At 38.5% G+C, this 20,800-nt stretch carries 13 protein-coding genes; 3 read left to right on the top strand and 10 right to left on the bottom strand.

Annotation, left to right across the window (positions count from 1 at the left end; all coding sequences use genetic code 11):
* Positions 1 to 1,356: 1,356 nt before the first annotated feature.
* The 3 genes from D9780_RS17980 to dacB all read right to left on the bottom strand — a co-directional run bounded on the left by D9780_RS17980 (position 1,357) and on the right by dacB (position 4,189).
* The gene (locus tag D9780_RS17980) at positions 1,357 to 2,136 is read right to left on the bottom strand and encodes an AAA family ATPase (RefSeq protein ID WP_205601099.1); all 780 of its coding nucleotides are present in this window, start codon (positions 2,134 to 2,136) and stop codon (positions 1,357 to 1,359) included.
* A gap of 150 nt (positions 2,137 to 2,286) precedes the next feature.
* Positions 2,287 to 2,592, bottom strand: coding sequence for a hypothetical protein (locus D9780_RS21250; protein WP_162985931.1), 306 nt, complete (start codon positions 2,590 to 2,592; stop codon positions 2,287 to 2,289).
* A gap of 67 nt (positions 2,593 to 2,659) precedes the next feature.
* On the bottom strand, positions 2,660 to 4,189 hold the full coding sequence (gene dacB, locus D9780_RS17990; protein WP_121641083.1) for a D-alanyl-D-alanine carboxypeptidase/D-alanyl-D-alanine endopeptidase: 1,530 nt from the start codon (positions 4,187 to 4,189) through the stop codon (positions 2,660 to 2,662).
* Positions 4,190 to 4,598: 409 nt separating this feature from the next.
* Between dacB and D9780_RS17995 the strand changes: the two genes are divergently transcribed.
* On the top strand, positions 4,599 to 4,958 hold the full coding sequence (locus D9780_RS17995; RefSeq protein WP_121641084.1) for a Lin0512 family protein: 360 nt from the start codon (positions 4,599 to 4,601) through the stop codon (positions 4,956 to 4,958).
* A 275-nt stretch (positions 4,959 to 5,233) separates the two neighbouring features.
* Here the strand turns inward: D9780_RS17995 and D9780_RS18000 are convergent, their stop codons facing one another.
* Together D9780_RS18000 and D9780_RS18005 are read right to left on the bottom strand one after the other, a co-directional pair.
* Entirely contained in the window at positions 5,234 to 11,254 is a 6,021-nt protein-coding gene (locus tag D9780_RS18000) for a SpaA isopeptide-forming pilin-related protein (protein WP_121641085.1), read from the bottom strand.
* 1,647 nt (positions 11,255 to 12,901) lie between these two features.
* On the bottom strand, positions 12,902 to 13,768 hold the full coding sequence (locus tag D9780_RS18005) for an SDR family oxidoreductase (RefSeq protein WP_121641086.1): 867 nt from the start codon (positions 13,766 to 13,768) through the stop codon (positions 12,902 to 12,904).
* A gap of 531 nt (positions 13,769 to 14,299) precedes the next feature.
* Here D9780_RS18005 and D9780_RS18015 point away from each other — a divergent pair.
* Positions 14,300 to 14,869 carry a histidine phosphatase family protein gene (locus D9780_RS18015; RefSeq protein ID WP_121641088.1) on the top strand — a complete coding sequence of 190 codons (570 nt, stop codon included), beginning with the start codon at positions 14,300 to 14,302 and terminating at the stop codon, positions 14,867 to 14,869.
* A 154-nt stretch (positions 14,870 to 15,023) separates the two neighbouring features.
* Complete coding sequence (locus D9780_RS18020; protein WP_121641089.1) at positions 15,024 to 15,371, top strand: VOC family protein; 348 nt, start codon at positions 15,024 to 15,026, stop codon at positions 15,369 to 15,371.
* Positions 15,372 to 15,600: 229 nt separating this feature from the next.
* Here D9780_RS18020 and cysC read toward each other — a convergent pair whose 3' ends face one another.
* From cysC to D9780_RS18045, 5 genes are all read right to left on the bottom strand, one after another.
* Positions 15,601 to 16,206 carry an adenylyl-sulfate kinase gene (cysC, locus tag D9780_RS18025; protein ID WP_121641090.1) on the bottom strand — a complete coding sequence of 202 codons (606 nt, stop codon included), beginning with the start codon at positions 16,204 to 16,206 and terminating at the stop codon, positions 15,601 to 15,603.
* Positions 16,207 to 16,216: 10 nt separating this feature from the next.
* Entirely contained in the window at positions 16,217 to 17,995 is a 1,779-nt protein-coding gene (locus D9780_RS18030) for an SLC13 family permease (protein WP_121641091.1), read from the bottom strand.
* 18 nt (positions 17,996 to 18,013) lie between these two features.
* On the bottom strand, positions 18,014 to 19,156 hold the full coding sequence (gene sat, locus D9780_RS18035; protein WP_121641542.1) for a sulfate adenylyltransferase: 1,143 nt from the start codon (positions 19,154 to 19,156) through the stop codon (positions 18,014 to 18,016).
* 192 nt (positions 19,157 to 19,348) lie between these two features.
* Positions 19,349 to 20,161 carry a uroporphyrinogen-III synthase gene (locus D9780_RS18040; RefSeq protein ID WP_121641092.1) on the bottom strand — a complete coding sequence of 271 codons (813 nt, stop codon included), beginning with the start codon at positions 20,159 to 20,161 and terminating at the stop codon, positions 19,349 to 19,351.
* On the bottom strand, positions 20,145 to 20,795 hold the full coding sequence (locus D9780_RS18045; RefSeq protein WP_240458726.1) for an NAD(P)-binding protein: 651 nt from the start codon (positions 20,793 to 20,795) through the stop codon (positions 20,145 to 20,147). The genes D9780_RS18040 and D9780_RS18045 overlap by 17 nt, the downstream gene beginning before the upstream one ends.
* Positions 20,796 to 20,800: the final 5 nt, after the last annotated feature.

Below are 20,800 nucleotides of genomic sequence, written 5' to 3' on the forward strand. Positions count from 1 at the left end.
TATGATGACAATATAAACCTTCACAAGCATTTCAAATGTTAAAGATACAGTTCATTAAATGGTTGAATAAGGTTTAAACCTCTCGTGGAGGTTCTTTGCAATAGAGCATACTTGGGATTTGATGGCATACACCAAATGCAACGGTTTTTCTTATTTACTAAGCTATTCCCCGTAATGTTGCGTTTATTTCAGCGAAACGCGTTACGCTGGTTCGTTTCCACATTAGGATTTTTTGAATAGTGTGATATAATTAAATTTAGGTAGTTGTATATGCAGGGTGGTATGTGGCACTCACCTTCCGAAGTTATTTCTTTGGGAAAAGGGGTGATCACATGATTATTACTACAGACCATTTGCTCGTAATTTGTGCATTCGGTACTTTAATTGTAGCGATAATCAACTCCAACACAAAAAAGTAATCCACCCTGCTCAGCCAAGTAGGAAGTAGATTACTTTTTTACTTTATTGCGCCACCGCTGTCTTGCGGTATAGCTACCTTCTAGACGTTCGTTTTAGTAACACTAGAACTAGCGTCTTTTATTATTATATGTTTTATATATTCATTATATACAACATGCATTTTGTATGCAATCAAAAACGTTTTGAAGCTTTTTTACACGTTATAATTCTAATTATGGTTCTTAGTGTTTTTTGGTTCTCTTACCCTCGTTTCATTCCTATTCATGAAACGTTCTATACGTTTTAACGCTTCATGTATTCTTTAAGTAGCAAACTAAGTAAGTTTAGTTATTTCATTATTAAATAGTATATTTAGCCTCGCCCTCTGCTCTTATGCTATATTAATTATGTAGTAATAAACTTCTGTTTGCGGTTATTTAGTTCGAGAGGGAAATGCCGCCCATTGTTGGTACTGCAAAGTAATAAAAACGCTCACCAACAAAAAATTAGTTCTAATATACAGCACACAACAATCATTGAAGTGGTAGTCTTATTAGTACTTCAAACTCGAAATAAGGTAGAAACGAAAACGAGGGGATATCATGCTTAAAAGGAAGAAATGCATTTGCTGGAATTGCAATAAAAGTACACCATACAAAAGATTATGGTATCGTGGACTTGCAACTAGAACAGTAACATGTCCATACTGCCACGCAGAAAACGACTTAAGTCTCAAGCAACTTTCACTCCAATTTGTCGTATTTTTCATTGGACTGATCTTTTTTCTCGTTGGTGGATTATTTTTCAATTTTAAGAGCTTTTATTTCGCTATCGGAATTTTGTTATATGCAATAACCATGGCGCTTGAATTATATATTACCTATGAGCATCAAGCGAAAAGCTAAGGGGGGCGATTGATTTATCAGCTCCCCATAGCATCTCCTTTTACCCTTTACATTAATCAAACAAGTGGTGGAGCATGCGCTGTTTATTTTCAAAAAACTGTGCCATCACCTTGTAATGACTCGTTTGCTCCAACTCTGTTTCCTGCATACCATCTTCCGTTAGCTCCAAAATACTCGCACTCGGATAAGCCATCAATATCGGTGAATGCGTAGAAATAACAAATTGCGAGCCTTCCGCCACAAGATCATGAATTCGTCGTAACATCGACAACTGCCGTAACGGCGACAACGCCGATTCAGGCTCATCTAAAATATACAACCCATTCCCTTGAAAACGGTGCATAAACGTCGCAAAAAAAGCCTCCCCATGAGATTGCTCATGCAAAGACGTTCCACCAAAGGAATCAATAATTTTTGGTAAAGAATCATTCGCTGCATCCAATTCTTCTATGTTGGTAGCTACATTATAAAAGGACTCCGCCCGAAAGAAAAAGTGATCTTGCGGCTGGTACGCTCCCCGCGCAATTCGAATATATTGATCCAATGACGAATGAGAATTGTAGCTAGAAAAATTAAAATTTTTCGTCCCACCTTCAGGATTAAACCCTAGCGCAATCGCAATCGCTTCCAATAAAGTCGATTTTCCCATCCCATTTTCTCCAATAATATATGTCACATTCGGATGAAAAGAAATCCCAGGAAAATCCTTTATAACTGGCAAATGAAATGGAAACTCATCAGCATTTGCAGGTAACCTATCTTTTTTTAAATGAACGGTTTTTAAAAATGCTGTATCTGACGTTAATTTCGACACACCTATCACCTCAATCATACCATTGCCCCTATTTTAGCATGAAGCTATTGTTTAGGGATAGATGTACAATAAGCAGGATAATTTTCGGGATAGGATAAGGACGTTTCAGTCCGTTACGGGTGACTTTTACACGTACATGAGCGGATTTATCGCCGGGACGAGCGCTTTTTACACGTACATGAGCGAATTTCTCGCCGGGACGAGCGCGGGTTTCACGTGCATGAGCGGATTTCTACCCGGGACGAGCGCTTTTTTCACGTACATGAGCGAGTTTCTCACCGGGACGAGCGCGGGTTTCGCGTGCATGAGCGGATTTCTACCCGGGACGAGCGCTTTTTTCGCGTACATGAGCGAGTTTCTCACCGGGACGAGCGCGGGTTTCGCGTGCATGAGCGGATTTCTACCCGGGACGAGCGCTTTTTTCGCGTACATGAGCGGATTTCTCATCGAGACGAGCGCTTTTTTCGCGTGCATGAGCGGATTTCTCGCCGGGACGAGCGAGTTGCTCGCAATGGCGGGCAACTTTTATAATTTATACCTTTTACTCTAATTCATGAGCTGCTAAAGTGGAAGCGATTTGATCTTCAATTGCCGTTATTTCCTCGCTTGATCCAATATAGTTATTAATCATGATTGAAAAAATGAGTGGTTGTTGATCCTTTGTAGTGACGTATCCAGATAGTGTTGACATTCCTTTAAGAGATCCTGTTTTTGCGATGACATTTCCTTTTGTGGGTGCTTCCTGCATTCGATGCCGTAATGTTCCACCGACTAGTCTATCTTCCACGCCAGCTACTGGCAAGGATTTTTTAAACAGTGGAAACCATTCCTTCTCTTGTACATGGTACAATACTTGCAAAAGTTCGCTAGCAGGAATCATATTTTTGTGCGACATACCAGATCCATCGCGTAGTAGCATCGTGTCGGTGTTTGCACCAAATTGCTCCATTACTTGTTCCATTGCTGCAAGTCCTTTTTCCCAACTTCCATCTCCATGAACAACTTTTCCCATTTCTTTGGTTAACACTTCGCCATGCCCATTATTGCTCAGTTTCATAAAAGGGATGAGCAAATCTTTAAGAGGCATTGACTTTGTCTCTGTTAATATAGTGCTGCTATCTGGAGCTGCTTTCACAAGTGCTTCGGTTTTACCAATAAAGTCAATACCTTCCTCCTGTAGTGTTTTCTGGAATACGTCTAGCGCATACATTGTCGGCTCCCAAACGGCAACCCATGACCTCACTTGTGTAGATTCTTTAGGCATATTTCCTTCTACAATGATTCTGTTCGTCCCGTGTTCTCTCTCTATAGCAATATCTTTCGGCTTATCTGTATCTACAATCTGTGTGCGATTTACAATTTTAATGTAATCTGTTTTAGGCGTTACTTCGATGATTGCTTTTCCACTTTCGGTGGCCTGTGGTAAAACATGGACGATTACTGTGCCTGCATCATAATCTTGATTCGGAGAAAGCGTTAAAGCAGACACTTGCGCACCTGTATAAAATGACTCGTCAGACCAATTTAAATCTTGGGAAAGCCGTTCATCATCAAACCAAGTATCATCTGCAATAATATTTCCTTTCACTTTACGTATTCCTTGTTCCTTCATATCTACCGCCATCTGCTTCAAATCACTTTTTAATAACGTGGGATCACCTTTTCCTTGTAAAAATAAATCACCGTGCAATACTTTTCCTTTCACTTTCCCGTTCGTTCGCACTTGTGTGGTGAATTGGTAATTTTCTCCCAATATTTCTAATGCGGCAATCGATGTTATTAGTTTCATGTTTGATGCAGGGTGCAAACGTCTGTCGCTGTTTTCGGAAAATAGAATATCTCCTGTATTAGCATGCATGACGCTTACAGATGTTGTTGTACCATCTAACCGTTTATTTGTTAATATTTTGGAGAGTTTCTCTTCCAAGGAGTTTGCTTGTACTTCTGCATTCTCTGTTGCGTTAGAAACTTTTACAAAAGTAAAATCTTGTTGAATAGCAATTGGAATAATAGCTAGTACGATAATAGCTAGGATCAGTAGCGTGCTTTTTTTACAAAATTTCCATTCCATAAAAGACCATCTCCTTTTTAGAAAAATATCACTTTAGGCGATAAGACGACGCCGTTTTAATTTTATTCTTGTGCACCGATTCATTTCGTATTTACAACTAGCCGATTACATATTACTAGTAAAGATTTGAGGTAAAAGCTTGGACATACAGCATATGTTATTTAAACCTTTTTAATACATTTTAATCAAACCAAATCAAGTCATCGATGTGTCATGCTTGGTCGGCTTTGCAAAATCGAGTTAATGCTATACCTTAAAAAGTGCTATTATGTTGTGTACCATCATATGAAGATATGCATCAACGACAATTAGTATGAGGGTAATGTTTAAGACGCGTTTACACTGGGAACGGTTGAATAAAAGAATATTACATGATGCGGAAATAATTTAATCAAAAAGGAGTTTTATCATGAATCAAATTCTATTTATTCAAACTGGCATGGGGATTGATGTGCATGGGCAAAATATTACAAAAGCTGCTGTAAGAGCCGTAGAAAATGCTATCTGGTTCAATTCTATGCCTGGCATTGAACAAAGCCTTCCTGAACAAAAGCTTGAAAATATGAAAGTAAACGTAAGATTAGCTGTTCCATTAGATCGTAACTTGCTTGATACAGAAAAAGTAAAAGCTGTCGTTCCTTATGGATCCGTTACGGTGGATGTAACTGATGGCGGTATGGCCACCTCAAGTGGGGTTATTTTGAAAGATAAAAATGACGAAAATGACTTAATGTATATGGTAAATGCTGCTGTTGAGGTAGGGTATTAAAAAGAATATGTGAAACAATTTGCTGATTCACCTTCTACAATGAGATGCACTTGCAAGTAACCTCAGCATATCCAATCCGGCTAACACTAAGTTTTTACCACCATAATTAACATTTTATTCTAGCTTGTATTTATGCGGCAAATTGGTACAAAAAATCCGAACTTACTTTCAAGTTCTATAGGAAGAATTTGAATAAGTTCGGATTTTCTAATTTAGTAGATACATAGAATGACGTTCATCCTTATTCTAATACATCATCGGGAGCATCTATATATTTATGCATTTCGACGTCTTGAAATGATTAGAAACCCACCAACGATAAATAGCGAAACCCCTAAAATCATCATGTAACGTAGCCATTCTTCTCCAGTTTGAGGAAGTGTTCCTCCTATTTCCTCTCCTGCTTTACTCGGATCATCCTTACTACTATCAGGATTTTTCTGTGTTGGCTCATTATCATTATTTTCTGGATCCGTTACTGGTCCTTCTGAAATGATTGTATTTTCTACTTTCAGTTGTACAGAATTTTCTTGGCTAAATGTAATGGTAAACGGAATTGGCATCGCATCTAGCTCATAATGCTCTGGCGCTTTGGTTTCCACAAACTGATAGTTACCTGGCTTCAAGTTCTCTACAACAATTTTTCCTGCTTTATCTGTTGTCAGATCTTCTTGTAGCGTCTCGCCGGCTTCATTTTGTAGCTCGAATACTGCTCCTGCCAAGGTTTTATCCTCATCATCTTCATCTACTTTGACAAGTTCAACAGATCCTCGGATAAGCTCATTTGTTGCTTTTACCGCAGCTACTTTGACATCGGCTTCCGTTTTACTTTTTTCAATGGTAAACGGAATTGGTGTCGTATCTAGCTTGTAGTGCTCTGGAGCTTTTATTTCCACAAACTGATACTTACCTGGCTTCAAGTTTTCTACAACAATATTTCCTGCTTTATCTGTTGTCAGATCTTCTTGTAGCGTCTCGCCGGCTTCATTTTGTAGCTCGAATACTGCTCCTGCTAACGGTGCATAATTGTTATCTTGATTGGCCTTCGTAAGCTCTACCTTACCAGTAATTAGCTTATTCTTTGCGGTAATGCGTAGTTGTTCTTTCTGACTCTTTTCAATCTCAAAAGCAATTGGATCAGCATCTAACTCGTAATAAGCTGGAGCTTTTGTTTCTACAAATTGATACTTGCCTGGCTTCAAGTTCTCTACAACAATTTTTCCTGCTTTATCTGTTGTCAGATCTTCTTGTAGCATCTCGCCAGCTTCATTTTGTAGCTCGAATACCGCTCCTGCCAAGGTTTTATCCTCGTCATCTTCATCTACTTTGACAAGTTCAACAGATCCTCGGATAAGCTCATTCTCTGCTTTTACCACAACTACTTCGACATTCTCTTTCGTTTTACTCTTTTCAATGGTAAACGGAATTGGTGTCGTATCTAGCTTGTAGTGCTCTGGAGCTTTTGTTTCTACAAATTGATACTTGCCCGGCTTCAAATTCTCTACAACAATTTTTCCTGCTTTATCTGTTGTCAGATCTTCTTGTAGCGTCTCGCCGGCTTCATTTTGTAGTTCAAATACTGCTCCTGCTAACGGTGCATAATTGTTATCTTGATCCGCCTTCGTAAGCTCAACCTTACCAGTAATTAGCTTATTCTTTGCGATAATGTCTAGTTGTTCCTTCTGACTCTTTTCAATCTCAAATGCAATTGGATCAGCATCTAACTCGTAATAAGCTGGAGCTTTTGTTTCTACAAATTGATACTTACCTGGACGCAAATTTTCTACAACGATTTTTCCATTTTCATCCGTTGTTATGTCTTTTTTAACCGTTTCTCCTGCTTCATTTTGTAGTTCGAATACCGCTCCTGCCAAGGTTTTATCCTCATCATCTTCATCTACTTTGACAAGTTCAACAGATCCTCGGATAAGCTCATTTGTTGCTTTTACCGCAACTACCCTGACATCAGCTTCCGTTTTACTTTTTTCAATGGTAAACGGAATTGGTGTCGTATCTAGCTTGTAGTGCTCTGGCGCTTTGGTTTCTACAAATTGATACTTACCTGGCTTCAAATTCTCTACAACAATTTTTCCTGCTTTATCCGTTGTGAGATCTTCTTGTAACGCCTTGCCTGCTTCATTTTGTAGTTCAAATACAGCACCATCCAGTTTCGTTGCTTCGTCATCCTTATCAACCTTTGTCAGCTCCGCTTTACCACGAATAAGCTCATTATTCGCCGTGACTGTTACTGTACTCGAATCGCCAGCTTTTATAGTAAATGATATTGGTTCTTCATTAAGCTGATAATATGTTGGCGCTTTGGTTTCCACAAATTGGTACGTACCTGGTTGTAAATTCGTAACAAAAATTCTCCCGTCTTCGTCTGTTCGTAACAACGGCTCGACAACAGAACCACCTTCGCGCTCTAATTTAAACGCAGCACCTGCTAAACGATTTCCATCTTCTTTTGCAAGCTTCGTTAATTCCACAGAAGCAAGTTTTTTATTCTTCGCTGTTAACGTAATAATTTCCGTTTGTTTTTCACCAATAGTAAAGGGAATTGGTTCCGTATTTAGCTCATACCCATTCGGTGCTTTCGTTTCGACAAATTGATATTCACCAGGTTCTAAATCACCTTTGTAAATTATTCCCGCTGGATTTGTTGTTAGACGATCAATGACTTTATAAGCGTCACCTACTTTTTGCTGTAGAGCAAACGTCGCTCCTGATAAACTCGCTCCTGTTTCTTTATCAATTTTGTTTAACTGTACATCGCGAATGATTTTAGCATTCGTTACCGTGAGCTGATTTCCTACTTCTACTTCACTACCCTCTACATAGGATTCATCAATCACAATTCCACGTTGCTTCTGCTCAATGAGATAACCATCTGGGGCGCTTTCTTCAATCAATGTGTACGTTCCATAAAGCAATCGATCAAAAACAACTTTACCATCTTCATCGGTCGTTTTCGTACCAACCGTAATGCCACTTTCTTGATCTTTCAGCGTAAACGTCGCTCCAGGGAGTGAGTCGTCAGTATCACGATTGGTTTTATGAACAGTTAGTCTGCCGATTTCTCCAGTACCTTCGCCCATACCATTCGTTCGCTCCACTTTTACTGTATCTTGAGACTCATTGATAACCTCATCAATGTTTTCTCCATTAAAAGATATATTGTTACTTACCGTCTTTCCTGGTTTCTCTAAAATCATGGATTGATATTCTAATATATACGGCTCATTAATTTCTTCTGTGAACTTTAATGTAAACGTTTCAGGATTTTGCTCTAAATCCAAGGTGTAATCCTTATTAAGCTCTAATAACTCTCCCTTGGTAACTTTACCTGCTTCATCTACAGATGTGGCGTATAGACGAAAAGAATCTTCCAGTAACGCTTGATTATTACTTGGTTTATCGTCAATGGTAGCATTGCTTACTTGAGACTGGCCAAAGTTTATATTAATTTTCCAATCAATCATTTTTCCGTTCTGATTTCCTGATTTTTCCGTATACTTTCCGCCATACGGAATGGATACAGAAGCATCTAGTTCCGTTTCTTGTTGATTTCCATTGTAAAGGTTCGCTGTATTATGGTAGTTTTTTGCAACTAAATCTAAATCTTTTAGACTTGTTTTGTACTCTATCAAATACGGTTGGTTGATCTCTTTTACAAAATGAATCTGAAATCCTGGCTCACCTTGTTCATTTTCCATAAATTCTATGGAGTAATCCTCACCTGGTACGGCTTCTTTTTTCTTTGTTCCATTTTTCCCACCAGTAAGCTCCATTAAATGTACGGTTATGGAGTCTTGCAATAGTTGCTGATTACCTTGAATAAAGTCTTTAACAACCGCATTATCTAGCGTTTTTAAATTATAATTGACACCTATGTTCCAAGTGATTTCCTTTGTTACTGCATTATAGGAACCATTTTTAAAGCCGTTCTGCTTTGTGTACTCATCCGGTGTAAATTTATTCTTAGCACTTTTATCTTTAGATTCTCCATTCGCATCATCCCAAGACAGATGAGCTTGGTTAATAAAGTCCTCACTCTTATTTGCAAGTTGGTCATAATCAAATGTTGTCGTATAGTTGATCCAATGTGGTTCCGTTATTGGATGCTTAAATTGAATTACAAATTGATCCGCTTCATTTTTAGAAATAATATAATCTGTTCCTTCTTCTAATGCCCCGCCTTCTTTTTGAATCCTGAAAAAGTTACCAGATTCTTCATCCTTTAATAAAGTTAGACCTTTATTGGTAAAGACATCTTCTAGAACAACGTTGCTCATCTTTTGCCTATCATGATTAAAGGAAATTTGCCACTCCACCGTTTTATCCTTATAATTTGGATCTTTATAGTTTTTGAATAAGATCATCTGACCAATTTGTTGCTTCCCTTCATCCGTATGCTCTCCACTATTTACCGTATTAATAATTTCCTCGCCATCAAACACGCGCTCAGAAGCTTTCGTTTTGTAAACAATTTTATAGGCAGAAGAAATATCTTCGTTAAACTGTAAATGGAAACCATTTTTTCCATTTTGTTGCCTCGGGATTACTGTATAGTTAGTAACAACTTCCCCTTTACCTACTTCTTTTCCATTCTCGTTCAGCGTGATCTCTCTCACTTCAAACGAGTCTTTCACCAACTCTTGACTGCCATTAAAAAAGTCTTTTAACAGTGCAGCTTTTTGGGCAATGTTTTTCTGATTGTAGTTATAGCGAATTTCCCAAGTGATTTCTTGGTTCTCACGATCATAATGTGCAGCTTTTTTTTCTAAAGCTTTACCTCTGCCAACCTTTACAGTTGCATCGGCACTTACATCATCAAAACTTTCCCCTGTTAACGTGGCTTTGTTTTTGAAGGTATCATCATCTTCATTTGTAATGTCTGTTACATATACGAGGCGATAAGCGGAACGAATATCATCCTTAAAGTAAATCGCAAAGTCTTTCCCACCAGCTGTTTTTCCTATTGTATAAGAGTTAGGATCAACTTCTTCGCCTTGAGTCACTTCGCCATTAAGCTTCGTCTCTAAATGATATAGTTTGATCAATCCTTCTTTAAGCGCTTGCCCATCCTGAATTGGATCGATTAACTTCGCATTTTGAATCGTCTCTAGCGTTTTGTTGAAATCAACCGTCCATTCAATTTCTTCCGCATTATAGGAACGATTCGGATTCCCTTTTTTCTCCACAGCTGAACCGCCCGGGTTAAAATCGATTGGAATGGTCATGGATTCTTTGCCTTCAATTGGTGTAATAACAAGTTCTTTGTCTTCGTTCATAACGGTTTCTTCGCTTAACTCTGTCCAAATCTCAAAGTTTCCACTAATTTTGGAATACTCTTCAATGAACTTGGTAAACTCTATCGTCGCTGTTCCATCTTTTGTAACAGATAGATAGCCAATTGTTTGTCCATCGAATTTCATTTCTGCATGATCAATCTCACTATAAACGTCTAACTCTGGGGGTACTTGAAAACTGTACGTATCGCCCTCTTTATATCCATGTCGATTCGGTAGTTCCCACCAATATTTTATAGCAATAACCGATCCTAGACCTGGTTTTTCTATGGGCTCACCTGTTTCAGCAGTTTCATAGGTTACCTCATAGCGAGTTAATATATTTTCTTCAATCGCCTTTAACGGAGCAACTTTTTCTGAAGCTTGTTCTGCTGTTTTCTGCTGTTCTTCTTTAACAGGCTCCTCTGCTTCTGCTTCCGAATTTACCTTTTCATCACTGTTTTCTTTTTCCTTGGCATCTACAGCATTTTTCTCTGTTTGTTCTTCGTCAGAACCTGTTTCATCTTGATTCACTGCCGAATCGCCTGCCTGCTGTTGTTCATCAGCTTCTGTATCTTCTGCCGTCTTCGCTACTTTAACAGTAAACGTCCCGCTCGCTTCAGGGAGTTGATGAATTTCCTTATTAAAACGAATGGTTAACGTATTATCTTTATCTACAACATAACTACCCACTTCCGTTTCTGCTACCAATAGCTTCTCTTCCTGCTTTTCATCAATTTTTATAGCAGTAGGGAGTTGCTCGGTATAATCCTTATTTGATTCGGCAGCTATACCTTGAACGGACCAATCTACCTTTACATGTGTTGCTTGTTGTATATCATTTAATGGAACAATTTCCCCTGATGTATCGATTAATTCCATATTATTAATTATTCCGTCATTGCTTATGCCTTGCGCGTTAATTCGCATGGGAAAGGCTAAGCTACTGGAAATTGTTTGTAATAAAAGAAATACAATAAAAAGCACACTTAACTGTTTCTTCAAAATGCTACCCCTTTCCGTATCTTCGTTCGTCGTTTTCCACAAGTGTTAAAACGAGCGATCATTCCTTTAACATCTTACTTTCGCTAAACTCACTCCCATACCTATATACCCATATAGGTATGAAAATCCTTGTCATACTTAAATAGAACCTACTCTTTACATTAAATAGGTTCAGACAAGACTACTTTTTTACGGCGTCTATATTTCATCGATGATTGCTTTCTTGTTTGTTGAAAGAACCTTTGTAAAACTGATACACAAATATAGAACGCGAGATTTGTTTTTTGTTCTCAATCCCTCCTTATTTTTCTTCCTTGTTCTGTGCATTTACTGAAGTAATACTAGTTCATGAGGTTTTGTATCTTTTCATTTGCTTCCGTATTACCAAATTAGACACAAATCTTCATTTCACCCGTACCCCCATATGATTTATGCCTTTTACATGTCACACATATAGTCTGTGTCACACAAGTTATTCTCTCTATGTCTATAACTTTTCCGCTAAATTATACTAAATCAAACTATACAAAAACTATACAAAATAAGTCGTTAACAACAAGTGAAAGACGAATATAAAAAATTATAGCGCTTTCGTTTAAATACACTTGAAATATAGAATCAAATCAGCTTCGTTCTTAATATACAACATATGGGCAATTCTCTTAGTGGATATATCTCTTTTGAATTATGTATAAAAACATGCGGTAAGCGATTCTTAATAGATGGTAGAACTTCATACAAGCCATATCCGTTTCATATGGAGAAAGATTCTTTTCAAAGAACGAACAAAGAGGATATTTTGCAGAATAGGGCGGAATGATAATACTACACGCTTCATTTACAACGAGGGATTTGGAGAAAAGCTGCATGTTTGATTCGTTAGAAAAACTTGGCTTGTCGCCAAGTCCTTATGGCGAAAGGCGTAGTTTTTCTTATACTATCAACCTTTAAACTCTTATACTTTTCCTATAGTGGAACAAAGGCTCGGGGCGTCCGTTTAGCGACGTAGCGACTGGAACGAATCAACGAAAGCTTTAGGAATCATGCTCCTGCAACAGGTATGCCGGCCCCCTCCGGCAAGCCCGTCTTTGGTTGGAATTCCTATTTAGAACAAACCGATGATGACTTAGCTTAGGGCAATGGAGTGAAGTCGCCTAGTTGCTGGGCGCTTGCGCCGAACGGGGCTATTTCGTTGGATTCATATGCCAAAGCAACAAATTTTATACTAAAATAAGCACATATTTTAACAGAAAGCAGATAAAAACGATGGCAGCTATTCAAAAATGAACGTAACACGTGTGCTTGTTAGAAAAACTTGACTTCTATCATACCCAAAGATGGCTTTTCTTAAATTAAAACTTCACTTTGATACTTTTTTTGTAAAGAAAGATAGGTGACCTTCTAGCGTGACGTATCAGGACCTTATGCAAAAAGCCGAACAATCAAATAATAATTGCTCGGCTTTTATCGCTACCTCAACATCGTTCACTTTCCACTAATACAACTTCTACTTCCGGAAAACATTTTTTTATGACATCTGCAACTCGTGCTACCCCCGCAATCTTAACTTCACTAAACGTATACCAAAGAACCATTTATTATTTGTTTTTAATGGACTGTTTTTGTTTTGTCCATATACTAGCCTCATTAAGAGGACGTCCACGTTCCACCATTAATATGAATAGCTTGTCCTGTCATATAGGATGCCTCATCTGAAGCTAACATCACATATGGCCATGCATGTTCGGATGGCTGGCCAGGTCGATTCATTAGGGTATCTTGACCAAAATTTTCTACACCATCTTCATCAAAAGAGGATGGTATAAGTGGTGTCCAAACTGGACCAGGGGCAACGGAATTAGCACGAATTCCTTTTTTAGCTAAGCTTTGTGCAATACTACGTGTGAAAGCAGTAATAGCTCCCTTCGTTGCCGAATAATCCATTAAAATTGGATTTCCTCTATAAGCATTTATGGACGACGTATTAATAATAGAGTCTCCAGCACGCATATGGCGAACTGCTGCTTTTGTTAAATAAAATTGAGAGAAGAAGTTAACTCGAAATACATCCTCCATCTGTTCATCGGATATATCTAATACGTCCTCGTGTATAAATTGAATCGCAGCATTGTTAACTAAAATATTAATTTTCCCAAACGCTTCTACCGTCTTTTCCACAAGATTCAGGCAATGGACAGCGCTCTTAATATCACCAGGAAGTAATATACACTTACCTCCCTCAGCTTCAACGAGTTCTTTTGTTTTTTCTGCATCCTCGTGTTCATCCAAATAAGAGATAGCTACATGAGCACCTTCTTTTGCATATAGAATGGCAACTGCACGCCCAATGCCACTATCTCCTCCAGTTATTAACGCGACTTTGCCTGCTAATTTCTCGGAACCTTTATACTCTAGCGGCTGATGCGGTAATGGATGCATCTCTGATTCTAACCCTGGCTGCCGATTTTGATGTTGACGTGGTGTGCTACCTTTTTGCATGTTTTCTGGTTTCATATTCTGTCTACCTCCTTCAAATCTTTTTACCATCACGGATAGTGTTCCATTCCACGTGAAATCATCACCCAAACATCATTTATACCATTTTTAGCATGCAACAAAGGAAATATACGAAATTATTCAACCTTAGAAAGCAAATACTCCATGCAGGGATGTTTCTTTTTGTATGATAGCCTTCAGAAACCATTGGCTTATTGCGAAATCTTTTTTACAGCAAAACTTGTACTTTTGCTTTGTATGTGGAAAATATCTCTCGCGGAAGGTATTAGAGCTAATTTCTAGTCCATAAAGAGAAAGGAGATCCATTATAGAATAACCAGTTAGCATAGTGTTTTTCCCAGCGGTCACTATCTTAACTTGTTTGTTTATAAAACGCAGTAAAGTGTACATAAATAGAGTGCTGGAAATTTAAAGGTTATAACTATGTAGAGAAAAACTTGACGCCTACCAATCACATATGCCTTTGTTCGTATCAAGCTTTATTTGCTATAATAAGCGTAAGTGCTATAGATAAGGGAGAGAAGAACCATTACAACGATTTGTTTTATTCGTCACGGACAAACGAATTGGAATAAACAAGGCAAGCTGCAAGGGAAAACAGATATTACACTAAATGACACTGGGCGAGAGCAAGCACAGGCATGTGGGAAATATTTACATGCTCATGATTATGATATTCTAATCTGTAGTCCTTTACTTCGCGCAAAAGAGACTGCTGACATTATAAATCAGCACTTACATTTGCCAATCATAAAAATGGATGATTTTAAGGAACGCTCTTTCGGTGATGCAGAAGGACTAACGATGGAAGAAAGAAAACATAGATATCCAAGTGGGCATTTCGCTAACCAGGAAGAACGGGTAGATTTTAATCAACGCGTAATGGCTGGAGTTGAGAAGGTAAACGAACAATATCCGCAGCAGCGTGTGTTATTAGTTGCTCATGGCGCTGTTATCAACGCTATTTTAGCTGAAGTTTCTAATGGGGAAATTGGCTCAGGGAAAACATCGCTGATGAATGGTTGTATAAGCAATATCCATTTGAAAGAACAAACTTGGCATATAAAAGATTATAACCAAGTTGGTCATTTGCAATAGTGCTATTTTTACTGAGCATGAGAAAATCTGGGGCCTATCGCAATCTATTTGGCGACAAGCCATTGCTTTTCCTTATACGATAAACGGTAAAAATCAAATACTTTCCTATCGTGTGAAAAAGAGGCAAACTATTCTATTTCGTAGGGGGTTTTTTATGCTATTTCAGCGAATCGACACGGTTTTTGTGCTCGTTCCTCATTTAGAAACAGCTAAAGATTGGTATACCAAAGTACTGGATCTACCAGTTCTATTCGAAGACGTTACAAACCATCTTATCGTCCTAAAGCTAGGAGAGACACCGCTTACTTTATGGAAAGCAGATACAACCTATGAAAGCAATCGTCCACCGCATTTTAACTTTTTCTCAGAAGATATAGAAACAGCGCACAGCCATTTGCGAAATAAGGGCGTTACGGTAGAAGCAATCGAAACATATGATAGTATGAGCTCTTTTGTTTTCTACGATCCTTTCGGCAACAAACTGGAAGTCTGTTCGTTTTAGTAACAAAAAACTATTCTTGGGGGTATGATAAATTCACTGTAAGACCAAAGTACAATTACCCTCCAAGTATCGAATTCCGCTGAAATGCCATGTTTTACAAATAGGAAGCCCTATACATGAAGCGTTGGAGCCAGACCGAGAATCAATCTCCAACGCTTTTTCAAGTAGTTTTCGTGTATACGTCGTACTCGCGTCTTCTCATCACACGGTCATTATTTTCACAATAGACTTATACTGTTAAATATTCCTTTTCCAACAAGTAGTGAATAACCCGTTGCGCTGCTTCTTCCACAGATAATTTCTCTGTATCAATGGTTAACTCAGGAGAAATCGGCGCCTCGTAAGGTGCATCAATACCAGTAAAGCCTGCAATTTCACCAGCTCGTGCTTTTTTATACAACCCCTTTGGATCGCGTTCTTCACATACTTCTAAACGGCATTTCACGTATATTTCAATAAATTCATTACTTGGTAACAGCGCTCTTACCAAATTTCGATCATCTCGATACGGAGAAATAAAAGCAGTTAATGCAAGCACCCCTGCATCAATAAACAGTTTTGATACTTCGCCAATTCTTCGTATATTTTCTGATCGTTCCTCTGCAGTAAACCCAAGATTCTTATTTAACCCATGGCGAATATTATCGCCATCTAACCGATACGTGTAAATACCTAGTTGATAAAGTTTTCTTTCTAGCTCTACGGTGATCGTTGATTTTCCAGATCCAGATAACCCTGTAAACCAAAGTACAGCACTTTTATGCTTGTTTCGCTTTTGTCTCATTTCCTTTGTTACTAGAGAACCATGCCAAGAAATATGCTTTGATTTACTCATTTTCTCCCTCCTAAAACCACCAAAAGTATACAATAATTACCGTAATGAACATAACGAGGATACTTAGTGGTGTCCCTATTTTCATATAGTCTTTAAATGTGTAACCACCAGGACCATATACAATGAGATTTGTTTGATAACCAATTGGGGTAATAAAACTAGCAGATGCGGCAATCGTCACCGTTACCGCAAAACCCATTGGATCTAAACCCAGTGTTTCTGCCATCTCAAAGGCAATTGGGATCATCAAAATAGCCGCCGCACTGTTCGTAATGATTTCTGTAAATATATTCGTTACGATATAAATAAGTAACAGTAAGGTAAATAAACCTAGCGGCTTTCCTACAGTTACTATCCCATCAGCAATCCAAGGGGCAAGACCTGACTTCATCGTCGCTATCCCAATACCAAAGGAACAGGCAATAAGCACCAGGACATCAAAATGAATATATTTTTTTATTTCTTCCATCGTAACTACCTTCATTGCTAGCATAACAGCAACGACGATGGCCATTGCTTTAAACATACTTAGCACGCCAATGGTAATGAGTATAATCATGATTAAAAATATAAGGATGGTTAGCCAGCCTTTAAAGGAAGGTCGATAAACCATATGCATCCAATGAAATGGCATCATGACATAAAAATCTTCCGACTGCTGATACTTGTCAATGAAATCAGCTCCCGCCAGCAATAATAAATGATCCCCTGGCTTTAACAAGATATCGCCTATCTTGGATTGGAGCTGTTCATTATTTCGATGAATTGCGATAACTCCAGCATCATATAAAGAGCGAAACTTCACTTGCTTAATGGATTGATAAACTAAAGAAGATTGATGCGACACTACAGCTTCTACAATGGTTGAGTTAGCCTTTTTTAATTCAGCAAGATTCATAGGATGCCCCATGTTTAATGTTAGCCCTTTCGTTACTTGCACCCCGGTTAATGCCGTAATCAAACCGGTAAAAATAAGACGATCTCCTGCTTGAATTCTAGTTGTCGAGCGAACCGGAAATATGCGTTCTTTATCACGGATAATCCCTAATAAATAAATCCCTTTTACCTCTTTTAATCGAGCCTCTTTGACCGTCTGATTTATCCCAGGAAATGAATGGTCTACAATTAATTCTGCCATATACTCCTTAGCACCTATTCTTACCTGCTGTTGAAACCCTTTCTGATCAGGCAACAAATGTCTTCCTATGACAATCAAATAAATAAGCCCGACAACGGTAATGGGAATACCAATAACTGCTAACTGAAAGAGAGAAAAACCGTCATAGCCGTAATCTATTAGCATGCCATGCACAACGAGATTCGTCGATGTTCCCATCAATGTAATCGTTCCGCCTAAAATAGTTGCATAGGAAAGGGGAATTAAGAATTTAGATGGTGCAATTTGATGCTCCTCACACCAATTTTTAAGCATCGGTGTGAAGGTAACAACAATCGGTGTGTTATTAAAAAAGGCAGAAAGGGCAGATGTCGGTATAAGCACACGAATCATAGCACCTATGAAACGGTTACTTTTATTGAGCCAACCTTTCATGATAACCTCAATCATACCGCTTTTCTGCATCGCACCCGCTATTACAAATAAAAGAGCAATGGTAAGCATTCCTTCATTTGAAAAACCAGCCAATGCATCCTCTGGCTTCAAAATACCTGTTACTAACAAGATGGTTAACGCAGTAAACACAATAATGACTGGACGAGCAATATCCATAATAAGCGTACCAATCATGCCACATACTACAACAGCAACAACGATCATTTCATACGACATACGTAATCTTTCCTTTATTTAACGTTGTCTTAAGCCTTCTATTAAAACTTTTGCTACTTCTGGTCGCGAGAACTCCTTTGGCAAATGCTCACCATTACGTAGCTTTTCACGTACTTTCGTTCCACTTAAATGCACGTGGTAAGTTTTATCATGCGGACATGTTTTTTCTGTTGCCATATTTTCGCATGTCGTGCAGTAAAAGGCATGTTCAAAAGCGAGTATTTGTATTCCCAGCTCTGCTTCGTATTGACGAATCAACTCCTGTGCTTCATAAGTGCCATAAAAATCGCCAACACCTGCATGGTCTCGCCCAACTATAAAATGTGTGCAACCATAATTTTTTCGGACAATCGCATGTAATATTGCTTCCCTTGGACCAGCATAACGCATCGCTGCGGGATAGATAACTAGTCTTGTTCGATCTGGGGGAAAATATTTATCTAAAATCACCTCATAGCTTTTCATTCGAATCGCAGGTGAAATATCATCCGATTTTGTTTCTCCTACTAAGGGATTAAGTAATAGACCGTCAACCGATTCTAATGCGCATTTTTGAATATATTCATGGGCACGATGGACTGGATTTCTCGTTTGGAAGCCAACAATCGTTTTCCAGCCTAAATCTTTAAATAATTGCCTTGTTTCCACAGGATCGAGCTGATAATTAGCAAATGGATTATTTGATTTCTTTTGTAGGAGCCGAATAGGTCCAGCTACATATACTTCCCCTTTTTCATAAACTTTTCTTACGCCTGGATGTTTAGAATCGGTGGTTCCATACACTAATTTTGCTTCCTTTTCCTTTTCGTAGTGAAATTTTTCAGTAAGATCTAAGACAGCATAAACCTCATTGTCTTCCCCTACAAGAGCAATTTGCTCACCTATCTCTAATGTTTCTGCTTGCGTTTGTTCTACATCTAGCGTGATAGGGATGCTCCAAATCGTTCCATCCTCCAGACGCATTTCTTCTACCACCCTCGTATAATCAGACTTGCCCATGAAACCAGTCAAAGGACTAAATCCTCCATTTGCTATTAATTCCAAATCAGATACATGCCAACGATTTAATGTGATTGTTTTTAAGTTCCCTATGATTTGTAAAAACATATCCCGTTCTTCACAATTCACTTGCCTTTGAATTAATTTTCCCCCATGTGGCATGTTACTTCCACCTTCTATTGTTGATCGCAATAAAACTCCCTCCTATTCCTATTTATTAGATTAAGATCTGTAAGCGAGCTAGACCATTCATGACAACAAAGAACCAATACCTAAAAGCCCAATCACCCAAATACTTCGCTCAACCCCTTGTTTAATGGGAAAGACAGAAAACCCTATGAAAAAAGACGGTTTTTACGAAACAACGTGCTGTTCGTAATAACGGTTCATTTCTACAACCATTCGACCCATTTTTGGTTTTGTTGGATAAAAAACGTTTTGAATATGATAATTTTTTAATTCCTGTGCGGTTACCTTCCCAACTGCGGCAGCTAAGACAGACTTATGAAATGCAGCTACCACCTGCTTTTGTTCTTCATTAGAAAGAGATTGGAACAAATTCTGCACCTGTTTTTTACTCGTAAAAATGACTGCATCAAGTGATTGATCTATAATTGCAGCTTGTAAAGCAGTTAAGATCTCTGCTTCTGGTTGCCGATAATAATAAGGTTTTGCCAAATAAACGCTGTAGCCTAAATGCTCTAATGCGGCTTGTAACCACGCATCGTCTTGATTATACGCTTGGATATATACACGTTTCCCCTGCTCGTCAGCATGAGCAAGTGTCGATATTAAGTCTTCCATGGTACCATCTTGTGATATAAACGTAGGGGAAATCGCATGCTTTTTTAACCAATGAAGTGTTTTACTACCGCGAACGGCTAGTGTTGTGCGCCCTAGCTTCTGAATAAAATCGGCATCGCAATTTTGACTTTGGGCAACCCTTTCTAAGCTTTCTACGCCTATCCCAGTTGTCAAAATAATCAGATCAAACGGCTCTGATAATAAACAGGAAATATTTTCCGCGCATATAGCCTCATCCAATACTTGTTCGCCTTGGATAGAAAAAATCGCAGGGATAGCGTTATTTTTTTGTACTAATGTAGCTATCTGTTCTGCTCTTCGTGTAGCAGCTATACCTATTTTTTTATTACATAACCCTTTCACTAGTATCCACTCCCTCTACGATCTGCTTCAGCGACTGGAGTGCTTGAAGCTGTTTATCTTTACAAAGAAATTCATCAGAAACAAGCTTTTGTAATTGTTTTTTCTGTTGTTGCTTCTCCAATGTGGATTGTTTCAGTAGCTGTCTACTTTGGTATAAAAATTCTACATAGTCTTCATAGTCTTTGTTATAGATAGATTCAAGCTCTTGCTTCATTTTGGCTGCTAGCATTGGACTCGCTTCATTCGTTGAAATGCTAATAGATAATCTGCCTTGCCTGAAATGAGCAGGGAAATGAACAGGGCTTCCTACTGCATCCGAAGCATTATTTACGAGACAACCCGTCGGTGCCGACTCACATACGAGTTGGTTCACAGATGGATCATTTGTAGCTGCAATAACGAGCATAGCCTGCGAAATATCCGTAGCCTCGAATGTCTTTTGTCGCCATATAAGAAGGCCTGCTTCCCAATCCGTTCGAATTGCTTGATGAATCGTAGGACTAATAACTGTAATTGGAGCATTACTTTCCTTAATTGTATTTATTCGTCTTGCCGCTATGGTGCCTCCACCAACAATGACTACTTGCTTCTCTTTTAAATCCACCATTAAGGGAATACGCGCGATTTGTATCACATCCT

It is taken from the genome of Virgibacillus sp. Bac330 (genome assembly GCF_003667845.1).
GTDB classification, from domain to species: Bacteria; Bacillota; Bacilli; order Bacillales; family Amphibacillaceae; genus Virgibacillus; species Virgibacillus chiguensis.